The sequence below is a fragment of the Bacillus sp. 05T22 genome, from assembly GCF_056396765.1.
Map to the genome: position 1 here is coordinate 1 of NZ_JBFTMC010000037.1, position 26,873 is coordinate 26,873.

26 protein-coding genes and 4 pseudogenes are annotated in these 26,873 nt (G+C 31.9%); 21 read left to right on the forward strand and 9 right to left on the reverse strand.

What is annotated here, in order from left to right; all coding sequences use genetic code 11:
- Positions 1–196: 196 nt before the first annotated feature.
- Positions 197–877, reverse strand: a complete 681-nt coding sequence (locus tag AC1DIT_RS13190) for an ArsR/SmtB family transcription factor (protein ID WP_033671179.1) — start codon at positions 875–877, stop codon at positions 197–199.
- 94 nt (positions 878–971) lie between these two features.
- On the opposite strand from AC1DIT_RS13190, the gene AC1DIT_RS13195 reads away from it, so the two are divergent.
- From AC1DIT_RS13195 to AC1DIT_RS13220, 6 genes are all read left to right on the forward strand, one after another.
- Positions 972–1,586, forward strand: a complete 615-nt coding sequence (locus AC1DIT_RS13195) for a flavin reductase family protein (protein ID WP_016114923.1) — start codon at positions 972–974, stop codon at positions 1,584–1,586.
- 22 nt (positions 1,587–1,608) lie between these two features.
- The gene (locus AC1DIT_RS13200) at positions 1,609–1,782 is read left to right on the forward strand and encodes a hypothetical protein (RefSeq protein WP_016131415.1); all 174 of its coding nucleotides are present in this window, start codon (positions 1,609–1,611) and stop codon (positions 1,780–1,782) included.
- 194 nt (positions 1,783–1,976) lie between these two features.
- On the forward strand, positions 1,977–2,711 hold the full coding sequence (locus tag AC1DIT_RS13205; RefSeq protein ID WP_033671198.1) for an alpha/beta fold hydrolase: 735 nt from the start codon (positions 1,977–1,979) through the stop codon (positions 2,709–2,711).
- 15 nt (positions 2,712–2,726) lie between these two features.
- Entirely contained in the window at positions 2,727–3,212 is a 486-nt protein-coding gene (locus AC1DIT_RS13210) for a DinB family protein (RefSeq protein ID WP_016132821.1), read from the forward strand.
- 23 nt (positions 3,213–3,235) lie between these two features.
- Positions 3,236–3,766, forward strand: coding sequence for a shikimate kinase (locus tag AC1DIT_RS13215; protein ID WP_016132822.1), 531 nt, complete (start codon positions 3,236–3,238; stop codon positions 3,764–3,766).
- 200 nt (positions 3,767–3,966) lie between these two features.
- Positions 3,967–4,734, forward strand: a complete 768-nt coding sequence (locus AC1DIT_RS13220) for a glycosyltransferase (RefSeq protein WP_016114928.1) — start codon at positions 3,967–3,969, stop codon at positions 4,732–4,734.
- Between the two features lie 59 nt (positions 4,735–4,793).
- Here AC1DIT_RS13220 and AC1DIT_RS13225 read toward each other — a convergent pair whose 3' ends face one another.
- The 3 genes from AC1DIT_RS13225 to AC1DIT_RS13235 all read right to left on the reverse strand — a co-directional run bounded on the left by AC1DIT_RS13225 (position 4,794) and on the right by AC1DIT_RS13235 (position 8,289).
- Positions 4,794–5,804: a D-alanyl-D-alanine carboxypeptidase family protein gene (locus tag AC1DIT_RS13225; protein ID WP_016114929.1), complete on the reverse strand. Its 1,011-nt coding sequence runs from the start codon at positions 5,802–5,804 to the stop codon at positions 4,794–4,796.
- 645 nt (positions 5,805–6,449) lie between these two features.
- Positions 6,450–7,607 carry a sensor histidine kinase gene (locus AC1DIT_RS13230; RefSeq protein ID WP_016114930.1) on the reverse strand — a complete coding sequence of 386 codons (1,158 nt, stop codon included), beginning with the start codon at positions 7,605–7,607 and terminating at the stop codon, positions 6,450–6,452.
- Complete coding sequence (locus AC1DIT_RS13235; protein WP_026008582.1) at positions 7,597–8,289, reverse strand: response regulator transcription factor; 693 nt, start codon at positions 8,287–8,289, stop codon at positions 7,597–7,599. The genes AC1DIT_RS13230 and AC1DIT_RS13235 overlap by 11 nt, the downstream gene beginning before the upstream one ends.
- A gap of 475 nt (positions 8,290–8,764) precedes the next feature.
- Between AC1DIT_RS13235 and mtnN the strand changes: the two genes are divergently transcribed.
- The 5 genes and pseudogenes from mtnN (at position 8,765) to AC1DIT_RS13260 (ending at position 12,145) form a co-directional block, all read left to right on the forward strand.
- Complete coding sequence (gene mtnN / locus AC1DIT_RS13240) at positions 8,765–9,472, forward strand: 5'-methylthioadenosine/S-adenosylhomocysteine nucleosidase (protein WP_016114931.1); 708 nt, start codon at positions 8,765–8,767, stop codon at positions 9,470–9,472.
- Between the two features lie 46 nt (positions 9,473–9,518).
- Positions 9,519–9,827 (forward strand): annotated as a pseudogene (locus AC1DIT_RS13245) (NAD(P)H-binding protein); the annotation flags it as partial.
- Between the two features lie 3 nt (positions 9,828–9,830).
- Positions 9,831–10,346 (forward strand): annotated as a pseudogene (locus AC1DIT_RS13250) (GNAT family N-acetyltransferase); the annotation flags it as partial.
- 169 nt (positions 10,347–10,515) lie between these two features.
- Positions 10,516–11,013 carry an SRPBCC family protein gene (locus AC1DIT_RS13255; protein ID WP_016114934.1) on the forward strand — a complete coding sequence of 166 codons (498 nt, stop codon included), beginning with the start codon at positions 10,516–10,518 and terminating at the stop codon, positions 11,011–11,013.
- Positions 11,014–11,338: 325 nt separating this feature from the next.
- Positions 11,339–12,145: a PspC-like choline-binding domain-containing protein gene (locus AC1DIT_RS13260; RefSeq protein ID WP_016114935.1), complete on the forward strand. Its 807-nt coding sequence runs from the start codon at positions 11,339–11,341 to the stop codon at positions 12,143–12,145.
- Positions 12,146–12,628: 483 nt separating this feature from the next.
- On the opposite strand, the gene AC1DIT_RS13265 is transcribed toward AC1DIT_RS13260, so the two are convergent.
- Both AC1DIT_RS13265 and AC1DIT_RS13270 read right to left on the reverse strand, forming a co-directional pair.
- A complete protein-coding gene (locus AC1DIT_RS13265; RefSeq protein ID WP_016131416.1) occupies positions 12,629–14,314 on the reverse strand; it encodes a M3 family oligoendopeptidase in 1,686 nt (561 codons plus the stop codon).
- Positions 14,315–14,331: 17 nt separating this feature from the next.
- Complete coding sequence (locus AC1DIT_RS13270; protein WP_016114937.1) at positions 14,332–15,270, reverse strand: DMT family transporter; 939 nt, start codon at positions 15,268–15,270, stop codon at positions 14,332–14,334.
- A 125-nt stretch (positions 15,271–15,395) separates the two neighbouring features.
- Between AC1DIT_RS13270 and AC1DIT_RS13275 the strand changes: the two genes are divergently transcribed.
- The 4 genes from AC1DIT_RS13275 (at position 15,396) to AC1DIT_RS13290 (ending at position 18,473) form a co-directional block, all read left to right on the forward strand.
- Positions 15,396–16,766 (forward strand): aminotransferase-like domain-containing protein, encoded by a 1,371-nt coding sequence (locus AC1DIT_RS13275; protein ID WP_476998229.1) that lies wholly within the window; start codon positions 15,396–15,398, stop codon positions 16,764–16,766.
- A gap of 22 nt (positions 16,767–16,788) precedes the next feature.
- Positions 16,789–17,136, forward strand: a complete 348-nt coding sequence (locus AC1DIT_RS13280) for a hypothetical protein (protein WP_016114939.1) — start codon at positions 16,789–16,791, stop codon at positions 17,134–17,136.
- 12 nt (positions 17,137–17,148) lie between these two features.
- Entirely contained in the window at positions 17,149–18,027 is an 879-nt protein-coding gene (locus AC1DIT_RS13285; RefSeq protein WP_016114940.1) for an SDR family oxidoreductase, read from the forward strand.
- Positions 18,028–18,236: 209 nt separating this feature from the next.
- A complete protein-coding gene (locus AC1DIT_RS13290) occupies positions 18,237–18,473 on the forward strand; it encodes a DUF3947 family protein (RefSeq protein WP_016114941.1) in 237 nt (78 codons plus the stop codon).
- A gap of 26 nt (positions 18,474–18,499) precedes the next feature.
- Here the strand turns inward: AC1DIT_RS13290 and AC1DIT_RS13295 are convergent, their stop codons facing one another.
- Complete coding sequence (locus tag AC1DIT_RS13295) at positions 18,500–18,715, reverse strand: spore germination protein (protein WP_003197853.1); 216 nt, start codon at positions 18,713–18,715, stop codon at positions 18,500–18,502.
- Positions 18,716–19,036: 321 nt separating this feature from the next.
- Between AC1DIT_RS13295 and AC1DIT_RS13300 the strand changes: the two genes are divergently transcribed.
- From AC1DIT_RS13300 to AC1DIT_RS13310, 3 genes are all read left to right on the forward strand, one after another.
- Complete coding sequence (locus AC1DIT_RS13300) at positions 19,037–19,489, forward strand: CHRD domain-containing protein (RefSeq protein WP_016114942.1); 453 nt, start codon at positions 19,037–19,039, stop codon at positions 19,487–19,489.
- A gap of 372 nt (positions 19,490–19,861) precedes the next feature.
- Positions 19,862–20,416 (forward strand): undecaprenyl-diphosphatase, encoded by a 555-nt coding sequence (locus AC1DIT_RS13305; protein WP_016132824.1) that lies wholly within the window; start codon positions 19,862–19,864, stop codon positions 20,414–20,416.
- Between the two features lie 302 nt (positions 20,417–20,718).
- The gene (locus tag AC1DIT_RS13310) at positions 20,719–21,222 is read left to right on the forward strand and encodes a DUF421 domain-containing protein (protein WP_016132825.1); all 504 of its coding nucleotides are present in this window, start codon (positions 20,719–20,721) and stop codon (positions 21,220–21,222) included.
- On the opposite strand, the pseudogene AC1DIT_RS13315 reads toward AC1DIT_RS13310, so the two are convergent.
- Positions 21,219–21,761, reverse strand: a pseudogene (locus AC1DIT_RS13315) (aminotransferase class I/II-fold pyridoxal phosphate-dependent enzyme); the annotation flags it as partial. The gene AC1DIT_RS13310 and the pseudogene AC1DIT_RS13315 sit on opposite strands and share 4 nt — an antisense overlap.
- Here AC1DIT_RS13315 and AC1DIT_RS13320 point away from each other — a divergent pair.
- Positions 21,759–22,511, forward strand: a pseudogene (locus tag AC1DIT_RS13320) (DMT family transporter); the annotation flags it as partial. The pseudogenes AC1DIT_RS13315 and AC1DIT_RS13320 overlap by 3 nt on opposite strands.
- Positions 22,512–23,005: 494 nt before the next feature.
- Here AC1DIT_RS13320 and secY read toward each other — a convergent pair.
- Positions 23,006–24,310, reverse strand: a complete 1,305-nt coding sequence (gene secY / locus AC1DIT_RS13325) for a preprotein translocase subunit SecY (protein ID WP_016114948.1) — start codon at positions 24,308–24,310, stop codon at positions 23,006–23,008.
- Between the two features lie 655 nt (positions 24,311–24,965).
- Here secY and AC1DIT_RS13330 point away from each other — a divergent pair.
- Both AC1DIT_RS13330 and AC1DIT_RS13335 read left to right on the forward strand, forming a co-directional pair.
- The gene (locus tag AC1DIT_RS13330) at positions 24,966–25,757 is read left to right on the forward strand and encodes an arylamine N-acetyltransferase family protein (RefSeq protein WP_016114949.1); all 792 of its coding nucleotides are present in this window, start codon (positions 24,966–24,968) and stop codon (positions 25,755–25,757) included.
- 192 nt (positions 25,758–25,949) lie between these two features.
- A complete protein-coding gene (locus tag AC1DIT_RS13335; protein WP_016114950.1) occupies positions 25,950–26,600 on the forward strand; it encodes a YdeI/OmpD-associated family protein in 651 nt (216 codons plus the stop codon).
- Positions 26,601–26,873: the final 273 nt, after the last annotated feature.

The following is a 26,873-nucleotide window of genomic DNA, read 5'->3' on the forward strand; positions in this document are numbered from 1 at the left end:
CATGAGCCCCTTATAAAAGGGGCTCATGTCTTGTTTTATGATGGATAGATTTTTTGTATTGAGAATCTCCTTTAATATGAATGAAAAGCACATACAATATCTATGCCAGATTGAAATAAAGATTAATTTTGTAGTTCCTTTGCTGAATAATTCATGTATAAGTCTATAAATATGGAGAAATTGTCCATCTGTAAAACTAAAGTTTTATAGAAAAAGTTTCATAAATTTTTTGCTGTCCTAATGAAGTTATGTGTATCGCTCTTGATTGTTCGAACTTAGTAATCCAATTTTGTTCTAACATTCGTACCAGAATTGCATTTCCCAGTGCACCTGCAATATGGTGTTGTCTCTCGGTCCAATCTAAACAACATCTGGAGAATGCACGTCTTTTATTGTGTAATCGTTCTAAGTTTACACCGAAATCTGAAAAAAATGCTTCACCGACTTTTGTTACTGCAAATTCAGTATCCTTTTTTATTAATATTTGTTTATTTAATAAAGCATTTGTAATCTCAACTCCTAATTTTCCTGCTAAATGATCATAGCATGTTCTTGCATATTGAATTTTTTTATTTTCTTTTGCTTGTTTAAAAGATCGAATTGGTTCGCAAGGGGCAATGTATAATAGCTTTTCTAGTGATTCTGCTAGCTCATGATTTGTTAATTTGTAATAACGATGTCTGCCATGCTTTTCTACTTCAACAATTTGTGCCTCATATAATTTATTGAGGTGAAAACTGGCTGTTTGTGGTTTGATTTTTGCAACATGTGCTAATTCAGTAGCGGGATGGGCGCGCCCATCCATAAGGTGAACCAAGATGGTTGCTCGTGATGTATCACTAATTAAGGAAGCGATTTTCGCTATATTTTCATTCATCATCTTCACTCCTTTTTTACATCCATATTTCGATGATAATGGAAGTTTTTGTGTTTTACAATACAGATAAAGAATCAAAATTAGGAGTGATAATATGAATTCGGGAATAAGTAAACTATTATGCAAAGAGATACAGCCAAAGATTTTATATTATGGAATGCCAATTTATTTATTATCAACATTAAATGAAGATGGGACAACAAATATCAGTCCAATGTCTTCTTCATGGGCATTAGGAAACTATATGATTTTAGGCATTGGTTTGGGAGGGCAATCGATTGGAAATCTTGAAAGGAGTAGAGAATGTGTTATTAATTTCCCTTCTGCATTGCAGTGGAAACAAGTAGAAAAAATCGCACCCTATACTGGAGTAGAACATGTTCCAGTTTATAAACAAGAAATGGGGTATACATATCAAAAAGATAAATTTACAATGGCTGGTTTTACACCATTGGATTCACAGTCAGTAAAGCCACAACGCATTAAAGAATGCCCACTACAAATCGAAGCAAACGTAAAACAAATTAGGATTCCAGAATATGATCCTTTCTTTGCAATTGTTGAAACCGAGGTTATTCATGTACATGCGCACGAGGAGATAACAAAAGGGGAAAACCATATTGATCCGCAAAAATGGAGTCCATTATTTTATAATTTTAGACATTATTTTTCAATAGGAGAAGAGTTAGGAAAGAATTATCGAGCTTGAAATCTTAAAGGAGTCAGGGAAAATGATCAAACTTGAGTATTTTGAAAGAAACAATTTTAAGCAACTTATATATTTAGATTTGTTAAAGGATTATTCCAAGTTGAGAAATAGGACAATTTATGCTTGTAAAGATGGTGATGGGATAGTTATTGATGGCGAAGATATTAAACTAATTGGAAAAATTATAAAAATCTAATTTGGTTTCTTTTAAGTGCTCAGGTATAAAATTATAGCTATTTATCTTTCAAACGAATACTCTATTGATATGTTCTTGGATAGCGCTCTTTATACAAAATAGTACTATAAAATAAAAGAATTTTCTGTATAAGTGATATAATGGTATTAACTGAATACATATTAAAAAGGAGATGTTTTAGTAAGAAAATGAATATGAGTAAAGAATACGAAAAATATGTGAATATAGATGGGGCTGCATTGTACACAAAAGTAATAAAAGGGAAGAAAGATAATCCAGTAATTATCATGGATGCAGGATACGGTGATTATTCAAAAACTTGGGATCAAGTTGCAGAGAAAATTACAGAATACGGAACAGTGCTTTTATATGACCGAGCTGGTTTAGGGAAAAGTGAAAAAAGTCCGAATACACGTGTTAGTTCTGAGATGGTAAAGGAGCTAAGAGAGATATTACAACAATTACACCTTAAACCACCTTATATATTTGTGGGGCATTCATTTGGCGGTATTAATGTTCGTTTATTCGCTTCTTTATATCCAGAAGAAACTGCAGGATTAATATTAGTAGATTCAACACCAGAAAACTATAGAGAGAAATTTCTGCCGATCATGTCTTCTGAATTTCAAGAAGCATATTATAAACAATTTACATATGAAGGCACCTATGAAGAGTTTATGAGAAGTTTAGATGAGGTAGGGCGTCATCCACAAACACTCGGAAATATTCCCCTTGTTATAGTTGCTGCTGGAAAAAAAGATTTTTATTCTGATGAAGCGCAAGCCCAGTGGATAAAAATGCAAAAAGAACTATTGCAATTATCAAATAATCATAAAATGATTATTGCGCTTAATAGCGGTCATTATATCCAAAGAGATGAGCCTGAATATGTAATAGAAGCTGTTAAATGGATAGTATCACATATGTAAAAGGAGCGATATTTATTGGAAACTTTATTTCGATACAATTGGCAAGTAAGAGATCAATGGTTTGAATGGTGCAAACAACTTTCGGAAGAAGATTTACTCTGTAAACGTGTTGGACGAGTAGGGGGTATTTTAGAAACTTTATTTCATATTGTAGATGTAGAGTATAGCTGGATGCGTGCGCTTCAAGGGAAAGCGGATTTCGAACTGAAGTTTGAAGATTATAGAACGTTAGAAAAAGTGAAGCAGCTTTCTGATTCCTTTCGAACTAAAATGGAAGCCTTTACGCAAACATGGTCAAGTAATTTAGAGGATAAAATATTAGCAGCCTCATGGACTGATGAGACATTCAAATATGGCGAGGTTCTACGTCATGTGGTTGCTCATGAGATCCATCATATTGGTCAATTATCTATTTGGGCAAGAGAGTTGAATCTTCAGCCTGTGTCAGCAAATTTAATTAGAAGAGGTTTAATGATAGAAGCTGGGAATTCTATTTTGTAAAAATCTATAAAGTGGTGGTTGTTTTGAAAAGTATTATACCTAATAAAATTTATATCATTGGTTCTGTTGGAAGTGGGAAAACAACCTTAGCAAGAGCATTATCTTATCAATTAAATATTCCTTATTATGAGCTAGATAATGTTGTTTGGAGAAGGACTAAAAATGGAGATATAAGAAATACACCTAAGGAAAGAGATGAACAACTTTACAATATTGTAAATTCAAATGCTTGGATTGTTGAAGGTGCCCATCATAAATGGGTATCGCAAAGCTTTCAAAAAGCAGATTTAATCATATTCTTAGATGTAAGTGTAGTGAAGAGGATAGTCAGAATAATAAAAAGATTCATTTTGCAGTTACTTAACCTGGAAAAGGCTAACTATAAGCCCACATTTAAAATGTTAATGAAAATGTTTAAGTGGACGAATGATTTTGAAAAAGATAGTAAATCAGAAATTTTGAGTATGTTAAAACAGCATGAGGAGAAATTGATTATTCTGAAAAATAATACAGAGATGGAAGTATCGAGAGTAGGATTGTCACGCTTAAATTGAGACATTTTAATTGGTGTTTTTTTGAAAAAGTACATGCATTAAGAAAAAACTTTTTGTTTTATAGACTTTAATCATTTCAAAAATAGTAAGGCTTTGTTCATAGTACAACTTGAATAAACAACGGCGTTCAATAATAAGTCGGTTGTAAATATAGTAAGAAAATGAATTGATAAATAAGGTTTACATAGGAGAGATATGATATGGATAGAAATGGTTGTTTTGCCGGAACGGATGGTGAACAAGATGTTAAGTTTTCCATTATCATACCTGCACACAATGAAGAAAAATATATTGGTAGATGTCTTGATTCCATTGTGGTTGCATCCAAATTTTATAAAAATCAAGTCGAGGTAATTGTTGTATTAAATCGTTGTAGTGATTGCACAGAAGAAATTGCACAATCTTATCATTGTATAACTTTACAAGATGAGAATAAGAACCTATCTAAAATTAGAAATGCTGGGGCGAAAATAGCTCGAGGAGAAATCATTGTTACAATTGATGCTGATAGCTGGATGAGTGAGAATATGTTAAGAGAAATAGATAAGCATTTAAAAACTGGAAAATATATAGGAGGGGGAGTAAAAGGGAAATTTGAACGTATTTCATTAGGAATTATTGTTTCAGGATTATTGTTAATTATTCCTCTCATTTTTAAATATGGACTCGTTTCTGTCGGAATGTTTTGGTGTTATAGAAAGGATTTTGAAGCAATTGGTGGGTTTAATGAGGATTTATTAATGGCTGAAGATGCGGAATTTGCAATGCGTTTAAAAAAATACGGTAAGATCCATGGGAAAGGCTTTACTACCATTAAAAAAGCTTATATGACAACATCTTGTAGAAAATTTGATGAGCATGGTGATTGGACTTTAGTAAAGAGACCTCAAATTATTTTGGCATATTTAAAGGGAACAAATAAAAAGTATGCAGATGAATTATACTATGAAAAGAAAAAAGGGAAATAAGGAAAACCGGCTTTTTTAGAAAATACAAGCCGGTTTTTTATGTGAAAGAAGCTTTTTAGTTAGAAATCCTCTGAATCTTTTTTTCGTATATGTACGAATAGTGAAATGGAAATAATAACAAAAATTATTATTGTTTGTAAAAATAGATTTTCAAACTGAAGTAGAGATATCCACGATATTACATAATCTTTAATAGATTGAAGAGATGGAAGGTGAGTAGGATCGGAACCATAAGTAAATAGTTTTTTTGTTTCGATAAAAGCACTATTTTCTCCATTTGCCTCCATTACAATCGAAATAAACCTCTTGTTTCCTTGCTTTGCTGTACTAGCAAAACTATATCCAGCAGGATTTGAAAAGCTAGTTTGTAAACCATCAACTCCTTTGAATTTTATTTTACTATCAAGTGAATACAACATTTTATTTGTATTGAAAACATGTATATCTTTGAAGGTGAATTGATAAGAAGTTAATTGGGTGATTTCTAATATCATAGGATAATCCGTTATTAAATGCTGGGCTAGTTTCGAGGCATCTAAGGCTGTTATTTTAGATTCTTTTTGTTTATTCATTATGCCGGTTGCATTTGCAAAATACGTTTTATTAGATAATCCTAATTGTGTCGCTTTTTCATTCATTAAATTCGTAAAGTCTTGTTCACTTTTTGAAATATGTTCTGCTAAAAATACGGCCGCACTATTATCAGATGCAAGAACCATTGCATGAAACAAATCTCGAATCGTTATTTGATCTTCAAAAGTTATATCGATATTATTTCCTTCCATTTGAATGGAAGAATTACTTATTTTCACACGATCATCCCACTTGATTTTTCTTTTTTGTATTTGTTCTAACACAATATACTCTGTCATCATTTTTGATAAACTTGCTGAGGAGAAAGGGGTATCTTCATTTTTTTTATATACAATCTCTTCTGATGTTGCATCTATTAAAATAGCTGATGTTGCTTTAATTGAAGGTCCGTTTACATAGAAATAAAAATAAAAAACAAGAATTGCAGTAATAAGAAAAGACAATATAAGAAGCATCAAATTCTTAAAATGTTGCATAAGCTGTCCTCCTTGTATATCGATATTACTAGTATAAAAATTAATCTTTAACTAGGAGGAAAGAAAAGTTAAAGAATTTCTAAAGAATTATAAGGAATATATAAATTTTGGATAATTATGGTCATCATGAGGAAATAAATATGTATTTTCACTCACATTTAAACATAAAGAAGATTTAGTAGTAGAGGACAGGAATGAATTAGTAATGGATAAATTAAGAATCCTTAAAGAGTAAATTTTTTCAGTTTATTTAACGTAGAAGTAACAGTTAGAGGTGGAAAATCTTCTTAAGTACAGTAGGGAAAAGTGAAGAATCATTTGGAATTATTAGAAAAAAATCAACTTACGCAGGTGCAAACTGTTATTTCTCACTATTCTTTAGTTCCTAAAACATCTGTATTTGGAGGCTCATAACCCATCTGGCGTGCTATAGCTACAATCCATGTAAAATGCTTACATTCTAGGTTTTTATTTTTTATATTGATAGTGATAAGTTGATAGATCGGAAATAAAACCCCATGGAATTTTTCCATGGGGTTTATCAATCAACACAACAAAATCACTATTATATTTAGAATATAGTACTTTTCTTGTTCTAATAGGTGATTTTTTTAGTGGATTTTTAGTTGTTGAGATAAATGCTTTTTATTGCTTATATGAAAGAAGCTTCACAGTAAATGTTGTTTGTTCAGTATCGCTATATACCTCAATTGTTCCATCGTGAATCTCCACAATACTTTTTGCAATCGCTAATCCAAGGCCTGATCCTCCCGTGTATGCAGAACGGGATTTTTCAACACGATAGAAGCGTTCAAAAATATGTGCTAAATCTGTACTTGGGATAGGCTGTCCGTAATTTGTAATATCGATTACAATCATGTTTCCGTCTTGATAAGCTGTTATATCAATAAATTTCCCATCATTACCATACGTCATAGCATTTATAATTAAGTTCTCAAATACACGTACTAATTTGTCTCCATCAGCAAGGGCCATAAGTTTTTCTGGTGGAAATGAAGGTCTACACTCAATATTGGCTTCCTGGAATTGCATACGAAATTGAACAGATAGTTGGCCAAGTAGTTCAATTATATCAATAGGTACAGTATTTAGTTGTAACTCGTTATTTTGAACACGCGTATACTCAAATAAGTCATTCATTAGCATGTTTAATCGATTTACTTTGTCATAAATAACTTGAATATAATGACGTAATTCTACTTCATCTCTGTAATTATCATGATGTATGAGATTAACATAGCCAACTATGGATGTTAGCGGTGTCCGTAAGTCATGTGATACATTTGTGATGAGTTCACTTTTGGCTTGTTCAGTTTGACGTTCTTCTTCAATTGAAACTTTTAACTGCTCTACAATGTGATTGACACCAGTTGCTAAGTCTTCTAAATAATTATGTTGTAAAATAGATACTTTATGATTGAAATTACCATCCGCAATATAACGAATTTCGTCAATCATTTGCTTTATGCATACTTCATAATATAGTTTTTTTTCGTGACGATAGAAAATATAAACATAGAATGAAAAAATCGAGAATAAAAACAGATAGGATCCCATCATTGTCCAAAGAGACTCCTTTAATCCCATATACTTTTCGTAGCCGACGATTCTGACAAATTCTCCACTTAATGCCGTTAATGTAAGGGAACTGTCAATTACACTCGTAACAAGACGGGATATGACAACCTCGGTAATTGGTGTAAGCAAAATAGATACTAAAAGCCAAAAAACAACTTTCCATTTCGGAATGACTTTTAATATGTCAAATGTCTCATTTCTCAATTTTATAACCTACTCCCCAAACAGTATGGATGAGTTTTTCACCATTCGTTCCTGTTTCAAGTTTTTCTCTTAGGTTACTAATATGAACCATTACAGTTTTATTGGAACCATAACCATCTTCATTCCAAACTCGTTCAAATATTTCCTCTGAACTAAATACTCTACCAGTATTGCTGGCAAGTAAATATAAGATATCAAATTCAATAGATGTAAGTTTAATATACTCTCCATTCACTTTCACAGTATGATTATGTTTATGTATTTCAACAGAGCGGATGCGAATAATACCATCATCATTAAGTGATGTAACTTGTTGGAATGAAGATCTACGTAATAGCGCTTTAACTCTAGCTATTAATTCTAATGGATTAAAGGGCTTAATCATATAATCATCTGCACCTGTCATAAGACCTAGGATTTTATCCATATCTTCGGCTTTTGCACTTAGCATAAGAATAGGTACCGTATTTTCTTCTCTAACTTGCTGGCAGACTTCTAGTCCATTTCGTTTTGGCATCATAATATCTAATATCATAAGGTCAATCTGATGAAGTGAGAGCATGTGTAACGCTTCATCACCATCATATGCTTTATAAATGCTGTAGCCTTCATTTCGTAAATAAACGGCTAGTAATTCTACAATTTCTTTATCATCATCAATAATTAAAATGTTTCTTTCCATCATATACTTAATTCCTTTCTTTACATTCCCTCATCATTAATATAATAACAAACATTTAGGCATTTGGGAGTTAAGATCACACACAAAATTTCATGTAACGTATTGAAAAGAATTAAAAAAATACATCACGAATAAAAATAACAGGGTAATTTGTTTCTTTGTGATATGTTGAAACAAAGTTTTATTGAGGAGAAAGTAACGTGTTACATAAAAAACTATATACATTTGAACCCAGTGGAGCTTGGAAAAGTGATATAAGAAAGTTTTTATTAGATTGGGATTTGAAATATAAAATAAGTGGAATTTGAATTATTTAAAAGGAATAGTAAATTAGAAAGGATCTAGAAGAGGATGTGAAGTACTTACGAAGAATAAAGAATTAATAAGGTATTTATATAAAAAGTGGATTCCATGTTATGAGCGAAAAAACATTGGTGAATTATTCAAATGAAAATAGGGGGAAGTGAAAAGTGTAATGAAACGTATTGCAATTGTATCCGCATGGGAACCAGAGCTTACATACTTGTATCAGTATTATCCAAGCCATCGTGTAGAAAAACGAGCTGCTTGGGAATTTCATTTTCATTCTATAAATGAATTAGAAATAATCTCTGTAATTACTGGTGTTGGAAAAGTGAACTGTGCTAGTTGCGTACAGTTACTAATAAGTGAATTTAAGCCTGAACAGTTATTTATGACAGGCATTTGCGGAAGTTTATCTGAGAAAGTAAAGAATGGTCATATTGTTGTTGCACTTAACACACTACAGCATGATGTAACCGCTGCGGGAACAGGAACGGATAGTTTCGATTTATATACTGGTAGAGCAGCTCCTATTGAAACAACGAAATACCTTGTAAGACAAATAAAAAAAGTGCGTGCTTATGATCCAGTACATTTTGGAACTTTCATATCCGGAGATCAGCGTATTCGCAGTACGGAAATGAGATATTTACTACATACTGTATATGGTGCAATAGCTGTTGATCAAGAAATAGCTGCTTTTGCATACGTATGTCATGTGAATAAAAAGCCTTTTCTTTGTTTGAAAGCAGCTTCAGATCAAGCAAATGATAAAACTGTAGAGGAACAAAAGGTGTTTAAAATGTTAGCCTGTGAGAGAGCATGTGAATATTTAATTTCGTTTTTACGCGTTTACGAATTAACTACATCTCATCAATAATATGATATATAAATCTATATCCTTTAAAAGGAGCCTAACTTTAGTCATGAAAATAATAAATAAAGTAGCAATTATCAGTGCAAACGGAAAGGCTGGTAAATACCTTATAACTCAAGCACTACAAGAAGGATACTGTGTACGTATTCTCACACGAAATCCACAAATATTTAAAATATCGCATAAACATTTGGAAGTTGTAAAAGGAGATGCTCGCGATATTTCTGCAATACGTCGATTACTACAAGGCTGAAAGGCTGTTATTAATGCAGTGGGGAAACCTAAGAAAGAATCATATATATTTAGTACGGTGACAAATCATATTTTAAAAGTAATGGAAGAATACAAAATCAAGCGATAGCAACTTTTTCTTGAAGTCATTGTCGGTAATGATAGAGCGATTCAATTTTATACGAAGTTAGGGTATGAAAAAGTATATGATCTGTCTTACTATAATTTGAGGAACACTTCTATTTTGACAAGTAAGAGTGTACAAAATATAGAAATAAAGCAAATTAAGTTTGGCGAATTTCAAAACGGTATACAAAAATGGTTAAACTTCCATATAAATTGGCAAAATGATATCGATTATATGGAGAAAACTGAAAATAATACGTATTATGGAGCTTATATTAATGATGATTTAAAGGGATGTATATGTGTTAGTGACAATGGTAAGATAAGTTTATTATTTGTTGATAAAAAATATAGAAGAATTAGAGTGGCTACAAGTCTATTACAAACTGTAAGCAAAGAATTACAGTTTTCCAGTCTTTCTATTGGATTCCCTAATAATGGTTTACTTGAAGGGTTTGTAAAAAAATGTGGATTCGAGAAAAGTTCGTTGGCTCAGTATGAAATGTATTATACATTGTAACGTTTAGGGGAAAATAGAAAAATCTTTCAGCTGCATACTTTAAAAGAAACTGAAGGATTTATATTTTTATAGACATCATAAGTTTTTATTTGCTTTTTCATGTGTTTTGTGTGATATTTTTAAAAAACGAGCGTATGTTTGTTTTTCGAGTTTAAATGGAGGTATGACTATGTTAGCTTTAATAGAGAAAATAGATAATGAATATGTAGCTCAATTTAACCGTTCATTAAATCATGCAGTAGAACAAGTTTGGGCTGTATTAACAGAGAATGATAAACTAGCAAGATGGATGCCAAACCTTCATATTGAGAACCTACAAAAAGAAGGTATTATAAAATTTGATATGATGGATGGCTCAGGGGATTTTATTGATATCAATATTTTAGACTGTCAAGTAAATTCTGTATTAGAATTTACTTGGGGAGAAGATCGTGTTCGATTTGAAGTACATAAAAATCCAGATGGTTGTCTATTAATATTAAAGGAATTTATTCATGAAATAAATGAACACACACCAAAAGATTTATCTGGATGGCATATATGTTTAGAAATTTTTTCTTCTGTATTAGATGGTCATGACATGGACTTTCCAAAAGATGAATGGGAAAAATGGTATAAAAGATATAAGTTAGTAATTAGTAAAATCGAAAATAATGATTTAAATTAATTGTATTATTATGTGATAATTACAGATTAAAAAAGCTTTTATCGTGAAATAAAAAACTGTTGATTATATATGATGAATGAAATAAATACAGAAAAGAGTACATAATTGTTCACAATAATAAAAAACAGTACATAAAAAAGTGCTGTTTTTTATTATATTTCGAGGCAATATGTTTTTCTGAAACCATTTTATACACAACTTGTTATATCCAAGTTCCAATGTTTTTATAGTTATTTTATATTCGAACTACACTCGTTGTGGTAATATATTTTAATAGAGTATATTTTTACCAAATTACTCTTAACATTATCATAGGGGGATACATATGAAAAAAAGAATAGTTTCAGTTATTTTATCTTCTGCTATTTTATTTCCTACTATTTCACATGCACAGGAAAATTCTAAGCAAGAAAAACAGAATCAAAGATTTCAAAAAACACCTGCTGTCCAACAGCAAAAAGCAATTCATATAAAAACAGAGCTTTCACCAGAAATAAGGAATAGTGATATTAAAGGAAATAAACATGGTATTCAATACTCTAACCAAGAACGTAATACGGTCAAAGCTCCAAGAAATGGATGGTTCTCTTATAGTGGATACTGGTATTATTTTAAAAACGGATCGTTATATCATGGTTGGCTACAAGACGGAGGGAAATGGTATTTTTTATTGAATGGTTCCGGGGCAATGGTAACAGGGTGGTATAAGGTGGATGGCAAAAACTATTATTTTAATTCCAGTGGTCAAATGCAGACAGGTTGGGTACATGATGGTGTAGGTTGGGCATATTTTAAAGCGGACGGCTCACAGCAAACTGGTTGGTTTCAAAATGGTGGGTATTGGTATTATTCACCTAAAGATAAATATATGAGTACTGGCTGGAATCATATTGATGGAAAGCTTTATTATTTTAACTCCAACGGTCAAATGCAAACAGGTTGGGTACATGATGGTGTAGGTTGGGCTTATATGAAACAAGATGGATCACAACATGTTGGATGGTTAAAATATGATGGCAAGTGGTATCATTTTTATGCAGGATATCATATGACTAGAGGTTGGATTTTATTAGATGGTTATTATTATTATTTTGATGCAAATGGTATTTTACAATATTCTCAGAAAGCTTGATGTAATTACATAGAAGGAATTTTCTACCCTTTCTTAATGAGTAGGAGTTTATGCGGATTTGTTTATTGAGATTCGATCCCCAGAAGAAGATTTTAATAAGCGGTGTTATCTGATTAAAAGTGAAGAGTTAAAACGAAAAAGCACATCATTGTGCTTTTTCGTTTTAACAATCATTTAATAGTTCAGTTAGAAGTAAAAGCTTATCCAAAAATATCAAGACCAATCACTTCATTATTAGCTTCATCGACGACCAAGACAATTTGTTCAGCAAATGTCTGAAAAGATCGAATAGTTATTGATTCCTTTAAATCATCATATAAATACCAACCAGTTGGTGTTTTGCTTGTAAGTCATCATCTCGAAAAAATATAATATTATTATGTAAACTAATAATGATAAACTAAGACTCTATTTTGAAAAATATAATTTCAAAATAGAGTCTTTTAGTAAAGGTTAAATTAAGTAAAACGTAGGCTTAATTACTCATATTTTTTCTAATAACGCTAATTCCTCTTCAACAAAACACATCAAATCCTTAATTGTTTCACCAGAAAAGTCAAATCGAATTCCAGCTGCTTCATATACTGTTTTTACAGATTTAGAACTACCTAAAGATAAAGCTTTTTTATAGTTTTGCAATGCTTGCTGAGGGTTTTCTTTATATTGTTTATACATTTGTAAAGCACCAATTTGTGCAATTGCGTATTCAATATAATAGAAGGGTACTTCAAAAATATGTAGAACAGATAACCATTGTGCGACGATCCAATTTTTATAGCCATCTGTATTTACGATACTTGAATTATATAGAGAAGAAAGTTCTAAAAACTTAGCATTTCTTTCTTCAACAGTATGAGTTGGATTCTCATACAACCAGTGTTGAAATTGATCAATAATCAGTGTAATTGGTAAATACTCTATAATTTGTGTTAATTGTTCTTGCTTAGCTTGTTTAAAATCTTCTTGATTATTATAAAAAACATCCCAGTTGTTCATTGTAAATAGTTCCATTGTCATACTTGCTAATTCAGCAGTCTCCATTGGTAAATGTTGATATTGATGTATCGAAATATCTTTCATTAAATCATGATGAATACAGTGACCCATCTCATGTAAGAAAACAACAACATCATCCTGTGTTCTTGTTAAATTCATAAAAATAAATGATAACTTAGATGCGGGCAAATATTCACAGAATCCACCAGGTGCTTTCCCTTTTCTGCTCTCCAAATCTAAATGGTTATGCATTTTTTCTAGAAGAGCTGAAAAACTTGAATCAATCTCTGCGAAAAGTGTTTTGCTTTTTTCTATTAATTCATTTTCATTTTTTACAGGTTGTAAAGGTTTATGATCTGCAGGTACAGCATGTATATCCCACGGACGTAATGTATTTACCCGAAGCTTTTCCTGTAATTTTTTATGTGTTTTTTCTTGAAGCGGCACAACGTATTTACGAATAGATTCGGCGAATTCATTGCATTGTTCGGCAGTGTAATCAAAACGCTCGTATTTTTTAAACATGTAGTCACGATAATTGGTTAAACCAACGTTTCTAGCTTTTTTTGTTCGAAGTACAATCAACTGATTTAAGATTTCTTGAATTTCATTCTCTACGGATAAAAATTTTTCAGAGATAGCAGTCATCGCTTTTTGACGAATGTTTCGATCAGAATCTTGTAGATATATTCTTAATTCAGAAAGGTTTACTTCTTCACTGCCCCACATAGAAGAGAGATTACCAGTGATTTCAAAATATCTTGTTATTAACTCATCTTCAGTAACCTCTAAACTAATATTTTCTTCGTTAAAGAGGCTTCTAATGTTTTGGATTTTTGTATCTAAGAATCCAAACTGAGAGGGATCTAACTGGAAACGATAGGGTGATTCATAATATTTTTGATCTAGTAGACTTTTATAACGTTTTAATGTAGGCTGTACATTTTTTTGATCAAAGTCAAAAGCTTTTTTTACCTTTATATCATTTGTATTTCGTTGAAAAGCAATATAATGTTGCATGAGTTGCTCATTGATAGAATTTAAAGTCTGTGATTGTTGTATTAACCAATTCTCAAGTTCTTGATTAGAAGATATTGATACGTTTAATAATGTATCCAATTCTTTTGTTAGTTCAGCTATATTACTAATATTAATAGGCATTGCCTGCTGCATGAAAAATCCCTCACTTTTTATTTACTAATAGAGGTATTCTTTTCTTTCATATGAATTCCTTTTTTACCTAGGAAGTTTGTACCTACTATACCAAGAACAATCATTATGGCCCCAACGATATGATAGTATGCAATTTGTTCGTGTAAGAATAATACTCCTGCAATAATTGTAATAAGTGTAGATAGATTACTAAAGACACTCATTTTAGCTGCTTCCATATAAGACAATGAATAATTTAATAAAAATGCTGTTAGCAAAGAAGACAATAATCCTAAATATAAAATAGATATAAGAAATGTTCCGTTTGTAAATGGTTTAAAGTATGCATTTACAGTACCTTCATTCATATGTTCAATGATAGCGATTAAATTGAAACTAAGAAACCCAATCATTGTCATTATATATGTTAAGTCTATTAACTTAAATTTCTTTGTCATTTTTCGTGCTAAAACATTGTAGCAAGCAGATGATAACGCCGATAGCAGAATAAAAGCAACTCCTATAAAACTAGTCTCATGAGTTCCTATGCCATTCATAACAAATATATAAATAACACCAATTACAGAAATGAGTACAGATATTTTTTGCCATGCATTTGTAAATTCTTTTAAAAAGTAAGAAGCGAAAATCATTGTGAATATCGGAATGACAGCTTGGATAATCCCAGCTTCAGACGAGCTTGTATATACTAAGCCGAAAGCCTGGAACGCAAAGAATAATGCTGGGTAAAAGATTGCTAGTGGCAAAAGTGAAAGTATGTTTTTAAATGAAATATTTAATTTTACAAAACCAAAAATGATAGGAATAGTTGCTATTAAAAAAGCAACTGTAAAACGGTGTGCAAGTATATCGAGAGGAGTTGTAACCGTTAATGCTAATTTCACAAACATAAATGAAAATCCGATAATAAAGGCATATACTAATGCGGCTGTATATGCTTTAGTTGTGTTTTTCATAATTTCACCTCATATAATTGATTTACTACTGGCCAGTATATGTACATGGTAATCTTTCTGAATCGGTGCTACAATGTGAACAAATACAAACTGTACCGGTACAAAATGGACGTTGAGGTGTAATCATGTATAAATATTTAAATGTATTAAATGATTTAGAAAGCATGATTCAAAAAGGAGAGATAAGAGAAGGTAGGAAATTACCGTCTATACGTTCACTCGTATCACAATATGAGTGCAACAAAGCAACCATTATACGTGCACTTCATGAATTAGAGAAGCGCCATATTATTTATTCCGTACCTCAAAGTGGATATTATGTGGTGAAAAAAATGGGGAATTATGAAGAAGATGAAACAGAGAATTTTGATTTTTCATCTTCAGCTCCAGATCCTGATGTATTTCCTTACTTAGATTTTCAACATTGTATTAATAAGGCAATTGATACGTATAAGAATGATTTGTTTATATACGGTACACCTAAAGGGCTGCCATCTTTAATTTCAGTTGTGCAAAAACAACTAGCGAACTATCAAGTTTTCACAAAAGAAGAAAATATCTTTATCACCTCAGGAGTTCAGCAAGCTCTAGTTATATTAACTTCAATACCCTTTCCAACTCAAAATGAAACGATACTTATTGAGCAACCGAGTTATCACTTATTTATTGAATATCTAGAAACAAATCGTACTCCTGTAATCGGAATAAAACGCACTGCTAAAGGTATTGATTTATTTGAGTTAGAAAAGATATTTCGAACGGGAAAGATAAAATTCTTTTATACCATCCCAAGATTTCATCATCCACTCGGCACTTCATATTCTAAGAAGGAAAAAGAAAAGATTATTTCTCTCGCAAAGAAATACAATGTATTTATAGTAGAGGATGATTATTTAGCAGATTTAGAACAAAACCCAAAGGTAGATCCACTATATAGTTACGATAATTCTTCACATGTAATCTATCTAAAAAGTTATTCGAAGATTATTTTCCCTGGATTACGTGTAGGTGTGGCAGTTATTCCTGCTTCTATTGCAGAAGCGTTTCATAAATATAAAAAGCTATTAGATATTGATAGTTCAATGATTTCCCAAGCTGCTTTAGAAATTTACATAAAAAGCGGGATGTTTGAACGACACAAACAAAAAATCCAATTGTCATATTACGCTAGATCTAAGGCGTTATCTGGAGCATTAGAAGAAGCTTATAAAGAAAATCAACATCTGTTTTGTAAAACAGAAAGCAAAATAGGAATACATACGTGCTTATCATTACATAAAAGTATTGTCACGGAAACGCTTATTAAAAACTTAGGACAAAATCAAATATTTATAGAGACTGTTGATAAAAATTATTYGTCTTCTTTCCGTAAAGAAAAACTTTTAAAACTGAATGTATCAAATATGAAAGAAGATAAAATTAGGGTAGGAATTCATAGAGTAATCGAGGAAATGAAACAAGTAAATCGTGTAGATTTCCATTTTAAGAAAGACTAACACTTCATATAGGAGGTTTATTATGAAGAAAAACATAATAGCCTTGTTGATATGTATTGTCGTAGGAACCGGAGTGATAGTAATGGTTATGTATAATAAAGGAAGTGAAAATTGTAAAGGGGTTGCTATTCATATAAAGTCAGTTATTGTAGATGGCAACAACCTTTCTATATCGAATGTTAAAGTTTATGCAGACTCAATCGTAAATGAAGAACTTGCTATTTCAAATTCACAAGGTGAGTTCGAATTTTACACTGGTGTTTGTGGTAAGATTACGCTACAATTTGTTACTCCGGATGAGGAAATATATACAAAAAAGTATGATAGAGAGCATGTGCCTAAATTAATTAGACTGGAAAATAAACATTAAGGAGAATTTTATATGAAACCATTACAAGGAAAAGTCGCAGTTGTAGCTGGTGCGACACGCGGTGCTGGAAGAGGTATTGCAATGATGCTTGGTGAAGCGGGAGCAACTGTGTACGTAACGGGAAGAAGCACAAACGGGAATTTATCATCAATGGGACGAACAGAAACGATTGAAGAAACAGCAGAGCTTGTTACAAAACAAGGAGGAAGAGGGATTGCTGTTCGTGTAGATCATACAGTAGAAGCTGATATTAAAGCGCTATTTAATAGAGTTCAAGAAGAACAAAACGGAAAACTTGATATTTTAGTAAATGATGTTTGGGGTGGCGATCCGCTTACTGAATGGGAAAAACCGTTTTGGGAACACGACTTACATAACGGATTACTCATGCAACAACGTGCTGTCCATTCGCATATGATGACAAGTTATTATGGTGTACCGCTTATGGTGAAAAAGAAGAAAGGGCTTGTCATTGAAATTACAGACGGTGTCGATTATCAGTACCGTGGAAACCTATATTATAGTTTAGCAAAAATCTCAACCATCCATTTGGCAGAAGCAATGGCGAAAGATTTAGAGGAACATCATATTACTGCTGTTGCGGTAAGCCCTGGATTTCTCCGTTCGGAAGCAATGTTAGATTTATTTGGTATAACAGAAGAAAATTGGCAAGAAGGTGCAAAGAAAGATCCACACTTTATCGCATCTGAAACACCTTTCTTTATTGGTAGGGCAATCGCTGCTTTAGCAAGTGATTCGAACGTTCATAATAAAACAGGAAAAGCCCTTAGTTCTTGGGGATTAGCGAGAGAATATGGATTTAAAGATATTGATGGAAGACAACCTGATTGGGGAAAATATTTTGAAGAGAATGTTTTAAAAGGACAATGAGTATTGTATAAAATGAAATGAAGACTAAGAACCATGTATATATCGGTTCTTAGTCTTCATTTTCGTTTTTATAAATATTTTTGCTGCATCTTCATTCCTTCTAACGGTGGACAAAAGGCTGTTAAATATTGTTACGTTTTAGAACTTTTTAAAACCCATATCCATAATATATAAAACAGTGTGTAGATGATTATATAAGAGGGAGTTGAATGAATATGAATGTTCCATATTTTAATAATGAAATTCGAGTTCCTGCTGTAACATATACTGCAGCACAAGGTACACTTCAATCTGTTCAGCAGGCATTACAAGCACAGGTACAAACAATGCAGATACAAGGTATGCATTTTGACTATCCGTCTGTACAATATTATTACCCTACATATATTACTCAGAATGGGATATATTTTTCAACAATTCCAATTGGTGCTGTGTACAATTTATAAAACTGATTTTATTACTCTTAATAAAATTAAACTGTACCAACTTGATTTTGATCTGCAACATCAGAATCAAATGTATTCGTTGCACTCACACCGTTAAAGGTATTAGTTACAAAAGCAACATTAGATGATCCTGAACCATTATAGGCTTTTGTATTCTCTTTCGGAGAAACATTATAGAAATCACCTAAGTTAAAAGAACCGTTACTATTTTGAACAACAAGATTTCCGACAACAGAGGGCATAGTCTTCACCTACTTTATTAGATTAGGGATTGTTAAAGTCACTATATGATTTATTTTTGTAAAAGTGCAGCTTAGCATAAAGCGAATTTGAGCGGAAGAGAAATGTATCGTATGAACCAAAGACATCATTGAACAAAAAAATGCATAGATTTGTGGAATTGAGATGGGCTCTTTTTTATTAATATTTCGTGCTACTTTGATAAATGCATTAAGAAAAAACATTGATAAGATTCCATTAACCCAAGAAAATGTATTTATCGTTGTGCATCTAAAAGCGATAAATCTATTTATAGTAAAAACGTGCAAGCTGTTTTCTATCAAATGAATAAAATACATTATTTAATGAATAGGGAAGTGAACTATACTTTGTCTAAATGTTTTTTAACTAGATTAACAGGGCGAGAAGAAGTGCCTCTTGTAAAAACAGATGCTTGCGGTTTAGTACTATTTAGATTTAATAATGATTTTACAGGACTTCGATTTAAATTGGTGCTTAATGATATAGAAATATTGACTGCTGCTCACATTCATCTAGGGATGCGAGGTGAAAATGGTCAGATTGTCGCATTTCTTTTTGGACCAGTAACGAGTGGTATTAGTGTCAATAGAGGAGTGGTAACGGGAATAATTGTAGAAAGTGATCTTACTGGTCCTTTACAAGGTATTTCCTTGTTAGACCTAGCAAGAAAGATGGAAATCGGCAATTCGTATGTAAACGCTCATACAGAAAACCACCCAAACGGAGAAATTCGAGGGCAAATAAAAAGGTTTTAATCTTTCTTAACTGTATATAGTCTGTTCTTACAGGTTATAATTCCATATTTTTATTACTTATAAGTATGATGACAAAACCTTTAGCCATAATTATGACTAAAGGTTTTTGTTGTGGGGAAATTTATATAGAACCAATAATTTTTAGGGAGGTAAAGTTCATGGAAGATAATAAAAAATCAATTCTCGCTTTTATAGTGTTATTTCTAGGTTTAGGGTTCATTGTTGGAGGGATGGTTTATAGTTTGTGGGGACCATTTTAAATTCATTGGTGAACAATTGCCACCCAGGCAATTCAGTCATAAACTGTTTTCCATTTTTTTGTTAGTTAATGGACTTTATATATCATTTCTGAAATGAAGGAGAACATCTGCAATGAATTATATGCTGTTTAAAGCGATTAATCGTCTTGCTGGACGAGGTACTACTATGGATGCGATAATGGTTTTTCTTTCACAGAAGACGCGTTATCTATACCTTTGTATATTAATATTTATGTGGTTTAGAAACAATTTCTACAAAAAAAATATTTTGTATGCAGGAATTTCAGCAGGAGTTACTTTATTTATAAACCGTATCATCCAACTTTTTTATTTTAAACCTCGTCCTTTTATTTTCCATCGAATTCGTTTGCTTATCCCATCAAAGAGTAATTCCTCATTTCCAAGTAAACATACTGCCTTAGCTTTTTCTGTAGCGACTTCCGTTTTACTTCGTGAACGTTTAATTGGCTCTATTATGTGGTTATTAGCAGTTTTGACGGGTTTTTCACGTATTTGGGTAGGACATCATTATCCATTTGACATAATCGGGAGTGCTGTTATAGGTAGTCTAACAAGTGTGATTATTGATAAGAATACATATACATTTCAATCTCTTATTACTTGGATTATAAATATATATTCATCGTTCACAAAATTATTTAAATGAAAAAAGAGACAAATCCCCTATGTCATTCTTGGGAATTGTACCAAATAAAAAGAGAACATCCGCTTTTTTGTTTTATGGAGTAGAGCAAGAGGAGGCACAAATTGAAAATCTCTTTTGGAAGTTCAAAAAATCTAGTAGAGGGATGAGGAGAAATAAGAATTGACTAGGATAACTAAAAACAAGTACATGCTAGGGAGTACTGGTATATACTTGTTTTTAGTTTTTATGTACCAAGTGAACAATAAAGGATTTGATTAATGGTAATGCTATTCATAAATTACCATTAAAGGAATGGATTGTTGATGAATATTTTTTTTGAAAGCATAATTCTAATTGTTACTGGCATCCTCGTTTTAAAATTAACCGGAAGCAAATCAGTTAGTCAGATGACAAGAGCTGAGATTATTATTGTTGCTTCCATTGGGCGTATTATTGTAGAGCCGGTATTGAGTAGCAAAGTAGGTTCGTCTATCCTTGCTGCTTGTATATTTTCAGGTGTTTTACTTATTATTCATTATTTAGAAATGAAATCACGAAAGATGGAACAATTTTTAAATGGTAATAGCATCATTATTATTCAAAGTGGGAAGATATTACAAAATAATTTAAGACGTGCAAAAATGACAGAACAGCAACTGCTGATGTATTTAAGAGAACAAGGAATTCATGATATTAAAATATTACAACAAGCAACAGTAGAACCAAATGGCCGCGTTGGTTATCAACTAACAGCTGGAGCGCAGCCGGTTACTTGTGAAATGTTAGAAAAGATATTGCACCAATACAACCTGAAAAAAAATAGTTAATATGGAGATATATTAACTATTTTTTGTTGTTTTAGGGAATTTAGCAATACGTTATGAAATCTTTTTAATCCAATCAACATGTCTTTTTCATTTAACATAGAATAACTAATTCGTAAATAGTTATATTTTGATTCATGATTCAAAAAACAAGCCGTTCCTGGTAAAAAAGAAACGTTCGCTTCATTCGCTTTTTTAAGTAACATAAAAGCATTGATTGAATCTGGAAGTGTAATCCATAAATTAAAACCACCTAGAGGTTTTTGAAAATGAATTTCCTCTGTTAGAGAAGTTAATATTTCTAGTGTTGTATCGCGTCTTATTTGTAATGCGGTGCGTAATTTTTCTAAATGATTTTTCATTCTTTCTGTTCGTAAAAATGGAAGAAGCGCTTTTTGTGTTAGTAACGGACTTCCTATATCCATCGAAGCTTTCACAGCATATAACCATTCAAAAATAGGTCCTTCTACAGCTAATGCTGCAATACGAAGGCCTGGCGCTAATGTTTTACTGAATCCTTTTAAATATATAACGTGACCATTATACCATACCTACTTTCAAAGCGAATTATATATGCTGGTTTTTGTTTAACCTTTATGACATTTGCAACATTATATTGGGCTGAACAGTATATTTCTTCGGGTTTAGCAGCTGTTCTTTCTGCAACAGGGCCAATGATGATTTTGTTATTACAATCGAAGAGAAATAAAACAAAACTACAACGGGAGCAATTTCTCGCTCTAATCATAGCGCTTATTGGAGTTGTTTGTATCTCCTTACCAGGGATGCACCAACAACTCACTTTTATATGGAGTATAGCCTGCTTTGTCATATTAGTCGGCGAATTATTTTATGGCATAGGTTCCATCCATTCAAAAGAAATACTTTCAGATCTGCCAAAAGTATCGCCGTTTCTCATTAACGGAATCCAAATGTTTTACGGTGGACTTTTTCTTCTGATTAGTTCTATTTTTATAGAACAGCCAAATCTCGATATATTAACATCTTGGAGTGTACAATGGCCCATTCTATATCTCATCTTTGTAGGGTCAATTGGTGGGCATGGTTTATATTATTGGCTCTTGTCAAAGACCAATCCAGTATTCCCATCAACTTGGCTGTATGTATCTCCATTAATTGCTGTTATTACAGGATATGTATTTTTAGGGGAACCAATTAATCCAGTAATGGGAATCGGAGCGAGTTTCATCTTGATTGGTGTATTTTTAGCAAATCGCTCTACACTTGAAGTGTACTTTAAACAGGGGAGATTATTGAAAAAAGAAATGTAACATGATTGTATTTTAGTTGTGAAATAGAAGAATAAGAATATTTTATAGAAACTGTTTGGATTTTATCACTTACTTGATTCATGATTCTTCACCAATCCTTTCTTGATCACTAAAGTCTTCTTTTACCCGTTTTTATTCTCCCTTTTTTCCTAATCATCTCATTTGAGAGAAGGGGTGGTTGAGAACTTTATATGTGTATTCTATTTTTGTAAGGTTTACATTATGTAACAATGTCGAAATTCAACATATATACGAATCTTAAAAATCCGAAAGAAATTTTTGAATTTATAAACAATTTTGATTGGATTTTATTCTAAGATATGTGACCTGTAACATCAGAGAATGAAATGTTTTCATTAATCTTTCTTTAAAAGAAAACAAAGTCTTTCTGATAACTCAATATTTAAATTAAACTATTTTATAAAGCAACATGAAAAACCCTCTCGTAAATAAAACGAGAGGGTTCTATTATGCCTAATTTGTATGTAAAAATATTAGTTTACTTTCTTTATAAACCCTTTATAGTGACGCTTCACAAGCTGGCTTTCTAGTGTTTTCATTGTTTCTAACGCTACCCCTACAATGATGAGTAAACTTGTACCACCAATTTGAGCAGAAGGTGGTAAAGTAGCCACTTTCGTAAATACAATTGGTAAAATTGAAATAGCACCTAAGAAAATCGCACCAATAAACGTTAAGCGATACAAAATTTTTGTTACATATTGCTCTGTAGATTTGCCTGGTCGAATACCTGGAACATAGCCATTTTGCTTTTTCAAGTTTTCGGCCATTTGTTCAGGATTTACTTGAACAAATGCATAGAAGTATGTGAAAGCAATAATGAGTCCAACGTAAAGGATCATTCCAACTGGATGTGTAAAGTCCAGATTTGTACTTAACCATTTAGATATATCAGAGTTAGGGAATAACTGCGCAATGGTCCGTGGCGTCATTAGAAATGCAGAAGCAAAGATTACCGGGATTACACCCGCACTGTTTACTTTAAGCGGTAAATGTGTATTTTTTGCACCTTGATATTGATTATTTCCTGAAACAGCTTTTGCATATTGAATAGGTATTTTACGAACTGCTTGTTGGATATAAATAACGCCGACAACGATTGCTAAAATAACTAATCCAATCAATACGATTTTGATAATATGCATAAACAGTTGATCTCCAGCATTTTGGAATTGCTGTAAATAAATTTGATTTACGACGTTTGGAATGGCTGCAACAAGTCCTGCGAATATAAGCATTGAAATTCCGTTACCTACGCCGTTTGCAGTAATTTGTTCACCTAACCAAAGTAAAAATGCAGTACCGGCAGTTAGCACTGTAGCAATAAATAAATATGTAGTCCAGTTAGGATTTGAAATCAATTGTCCGCCTGCTATATTGTTAAAGCCAATAGACATTCCAATGGCTTGAATAAATGCGAGTATGATTGTAAAGTATCGGGTAAACTGAGCTGATTTTTTGCGGCCCATTTCCCCTTGCTTTGCCCACTCTGTAAATTTAGGTACAACATCCATCTGTAACAATTGTACAATAATGGAGGCTGTAATATATGGTGTGATGCCTACAGCAAAGATTGAGAAGTGTTGTAAGGCTCCTCCGCCAAATACATTAAGCATACCTAAAACATTGGCTTGATCTTGTACTTTTAATACCTCTGCGTTAGTATGAGGAACTGGTATAAACGTGCCAATTCGAAAAACAATTAACATCGCAAGTGTAAAAAAGATTTTTCTTCTTATCTCAGCTACTCTCATAAAGTTTGAAATCGTACGAAACATCGTGTCGCCTCCTGTATTTTTTAGCAGTTATCTAAAAAGAAAACTGTTTTTTTATATCCTGATGAACGAACTACAAGCCTCCTTCCGTGTAGAATTCATTTGACAAATGGATTTTCATACATTTTGTAGTGTTGTTATGGATATAAAAAATACAAACGTTTTTATAAGCGATAGATTTATTTTCGTAATCATTCAATAACCATAATATAACTAATAAATAAAAAAATGTACATAGATACGCATGAAAAATGAATGAAAAGGGTAATTCTTTACATTGTTATATGAAGAGTTGATTACATAAGTTTGTAATTGTTATTATGTATAAGTAGAGAATTATCTACAATTGATAGCAGTCAAGTTGTGGCTGCAGCGTGGGATTAAGTGTTAATAGGAAGTGTGTTTACTCCAAGTGATATTCATACACCTTTATGGTTATGGGATCAGTATTTCCGGACCTTGTTGTTCAAAACACATTAAAATAAAATGAAAAAGAAGTAGATGCTGGTGTTTTAAACATCGGTATCTACTTATTTTTGTTAAAAATTAGGAATTTTGTACCGGTACAGTTATTGTAAATGAACATTGTTGATGCTCTTCATAGCTTTTAAAATTAGCATATAATACATTCACTCTAAATATTGAAGGGGTGCTTTATATGACAGAGTTACAAGATCAGTTTTTTTCAAGGTTAAACCTAAAGAAACAACAGACTGTGAGATTTGAGGAATTGAACAAAATAATTAGCGCAATTGCGTATGAAATTCCGTTTGAGAATTTAGATATCGTAACAGGTAATACGAAAGAGATTTCTAAAGAGAATTTACAAAAGAAAATACTAATGAGTTCACGAGGTGGGCTTTGCTATGAAATGAATTCTATTCTATATTACTTATTAAAAGATTGTGGATTCGATGTGAAGTTAGCATTAGGCACAGTTTATAAAAGTGATTTAAATGTATGGGCTCTTGAAGAAGGCCATATTACAATCATTTTAAATTATGATTCAGTATCGTATTTAGCTGATATAGGAATTGCTTCACTTGTACCTCTCACACTTGTACCGTTTACTGGTGAGATTGTTACTTCAAAAAATGGCGAATATCGTGTTAGGAGAAAAGATACAGATAAAGGAACTTATATTTTAGAAAGACGAGACACTCATTCGTGGCATGACCCACACGAAAAGATAGAATGGAAAGTATGTCATGCTTTTCGTACGGATCCTATTGATGAAACAACTTTAAATGAAGTTCAAAGAAAAGTCATAGAAGATGAGAATTCTAGTTTTAATAAAGGGCCGATTGCAGTAAAACTTACGCATTCTGGATATGTCTCTTTGACGAAAGATAGTTTGACTCAAGTAATGAATGGCCAAAAAAGTAAAAGTGTAATTACAGAGAATCACTATAGGAAGCTCTTACATGATATATTTAACATTGAAATGTAAACCTTACCTTTGCATTCAAAATAGAAATAGTATGATCCTTAATGTAAAAGCGTCATGATAAATAAATGAAAAACCAAACTATTTATTTGAAAAACGAATTAAATAAATGGCTTGGTTTGCACAGCAAGGTCATTCTCTTTTATAGTAATATAGGTACGATAAAAGTAACAATGAATAAAAAAGGAGTCTACTATGTCAGTTATCGATAAATTGAACCTTAGTAAATATAGTAATATGGTAGTGATTAATCAACCAAACGATTATGCCCTCTTTACTGAACAAGCAATTAAGTTATCTAAAAATCATGATGCTATTTTCATTTTTGTAGAAACAATTGATGAGATGGTGAAGCACACACAACTTATTCTTAATAAACAACTATTACTCGAAAAAGGTTATTTATTTTTTGCTTATCCAAAAAAAGGTAACAATCGTTATGAAACTTTTATTCACAGAGATGAAATATTCCCAGCAATGAACGTTGGAGAAGATGGATATGTAGATAATAGTGATATCAAATTCGCACGGATGGTAAGTATGGATGATGTCTTTACCATTGTTGGTTTGAAACGCGAAAAAAAGAAAGTCAAGAAAACATCTACTGCTAGTCAATGTGTTTCTGATTATGTAGAGAATATTAAAGATGTAGAAGCATTATTAGCTAATCACCCAAATGAACTTCAGTTTTATCAAGGTTTAACACCAGGATATCAAAAAGATTGGGCACGCCACATATTCTCAGCAAAACAGCAACAGACACGTGAAAAGCGTGCTCAGCAAATGGTTGAAATTCTTTCACAAGGTTATAAATCAATTGATTTATTCCGCAGAAAGAAGAAATAAAGAAGGTTTAATAGTAAAACTAGGCGTTTCAAAAAGAGTGGAACTTATTTAAACTGTAGCGATAGGTACCGTACGTCTAATTTTAAGATGTAAAACATATTCTTGACCTCATCAAGAATATGTTTTTTTATGAACTTCAGTTTTCGATATCAAAATACATAATGATGACACAATTAATAGAATGAAAAAGTTGAAAAAAGATCTCCTTCAAGTATACTGAATATGGTTCAAGGTTTATGAGGGTTGTTTTTTACAGTACAGATAATGTGTAAG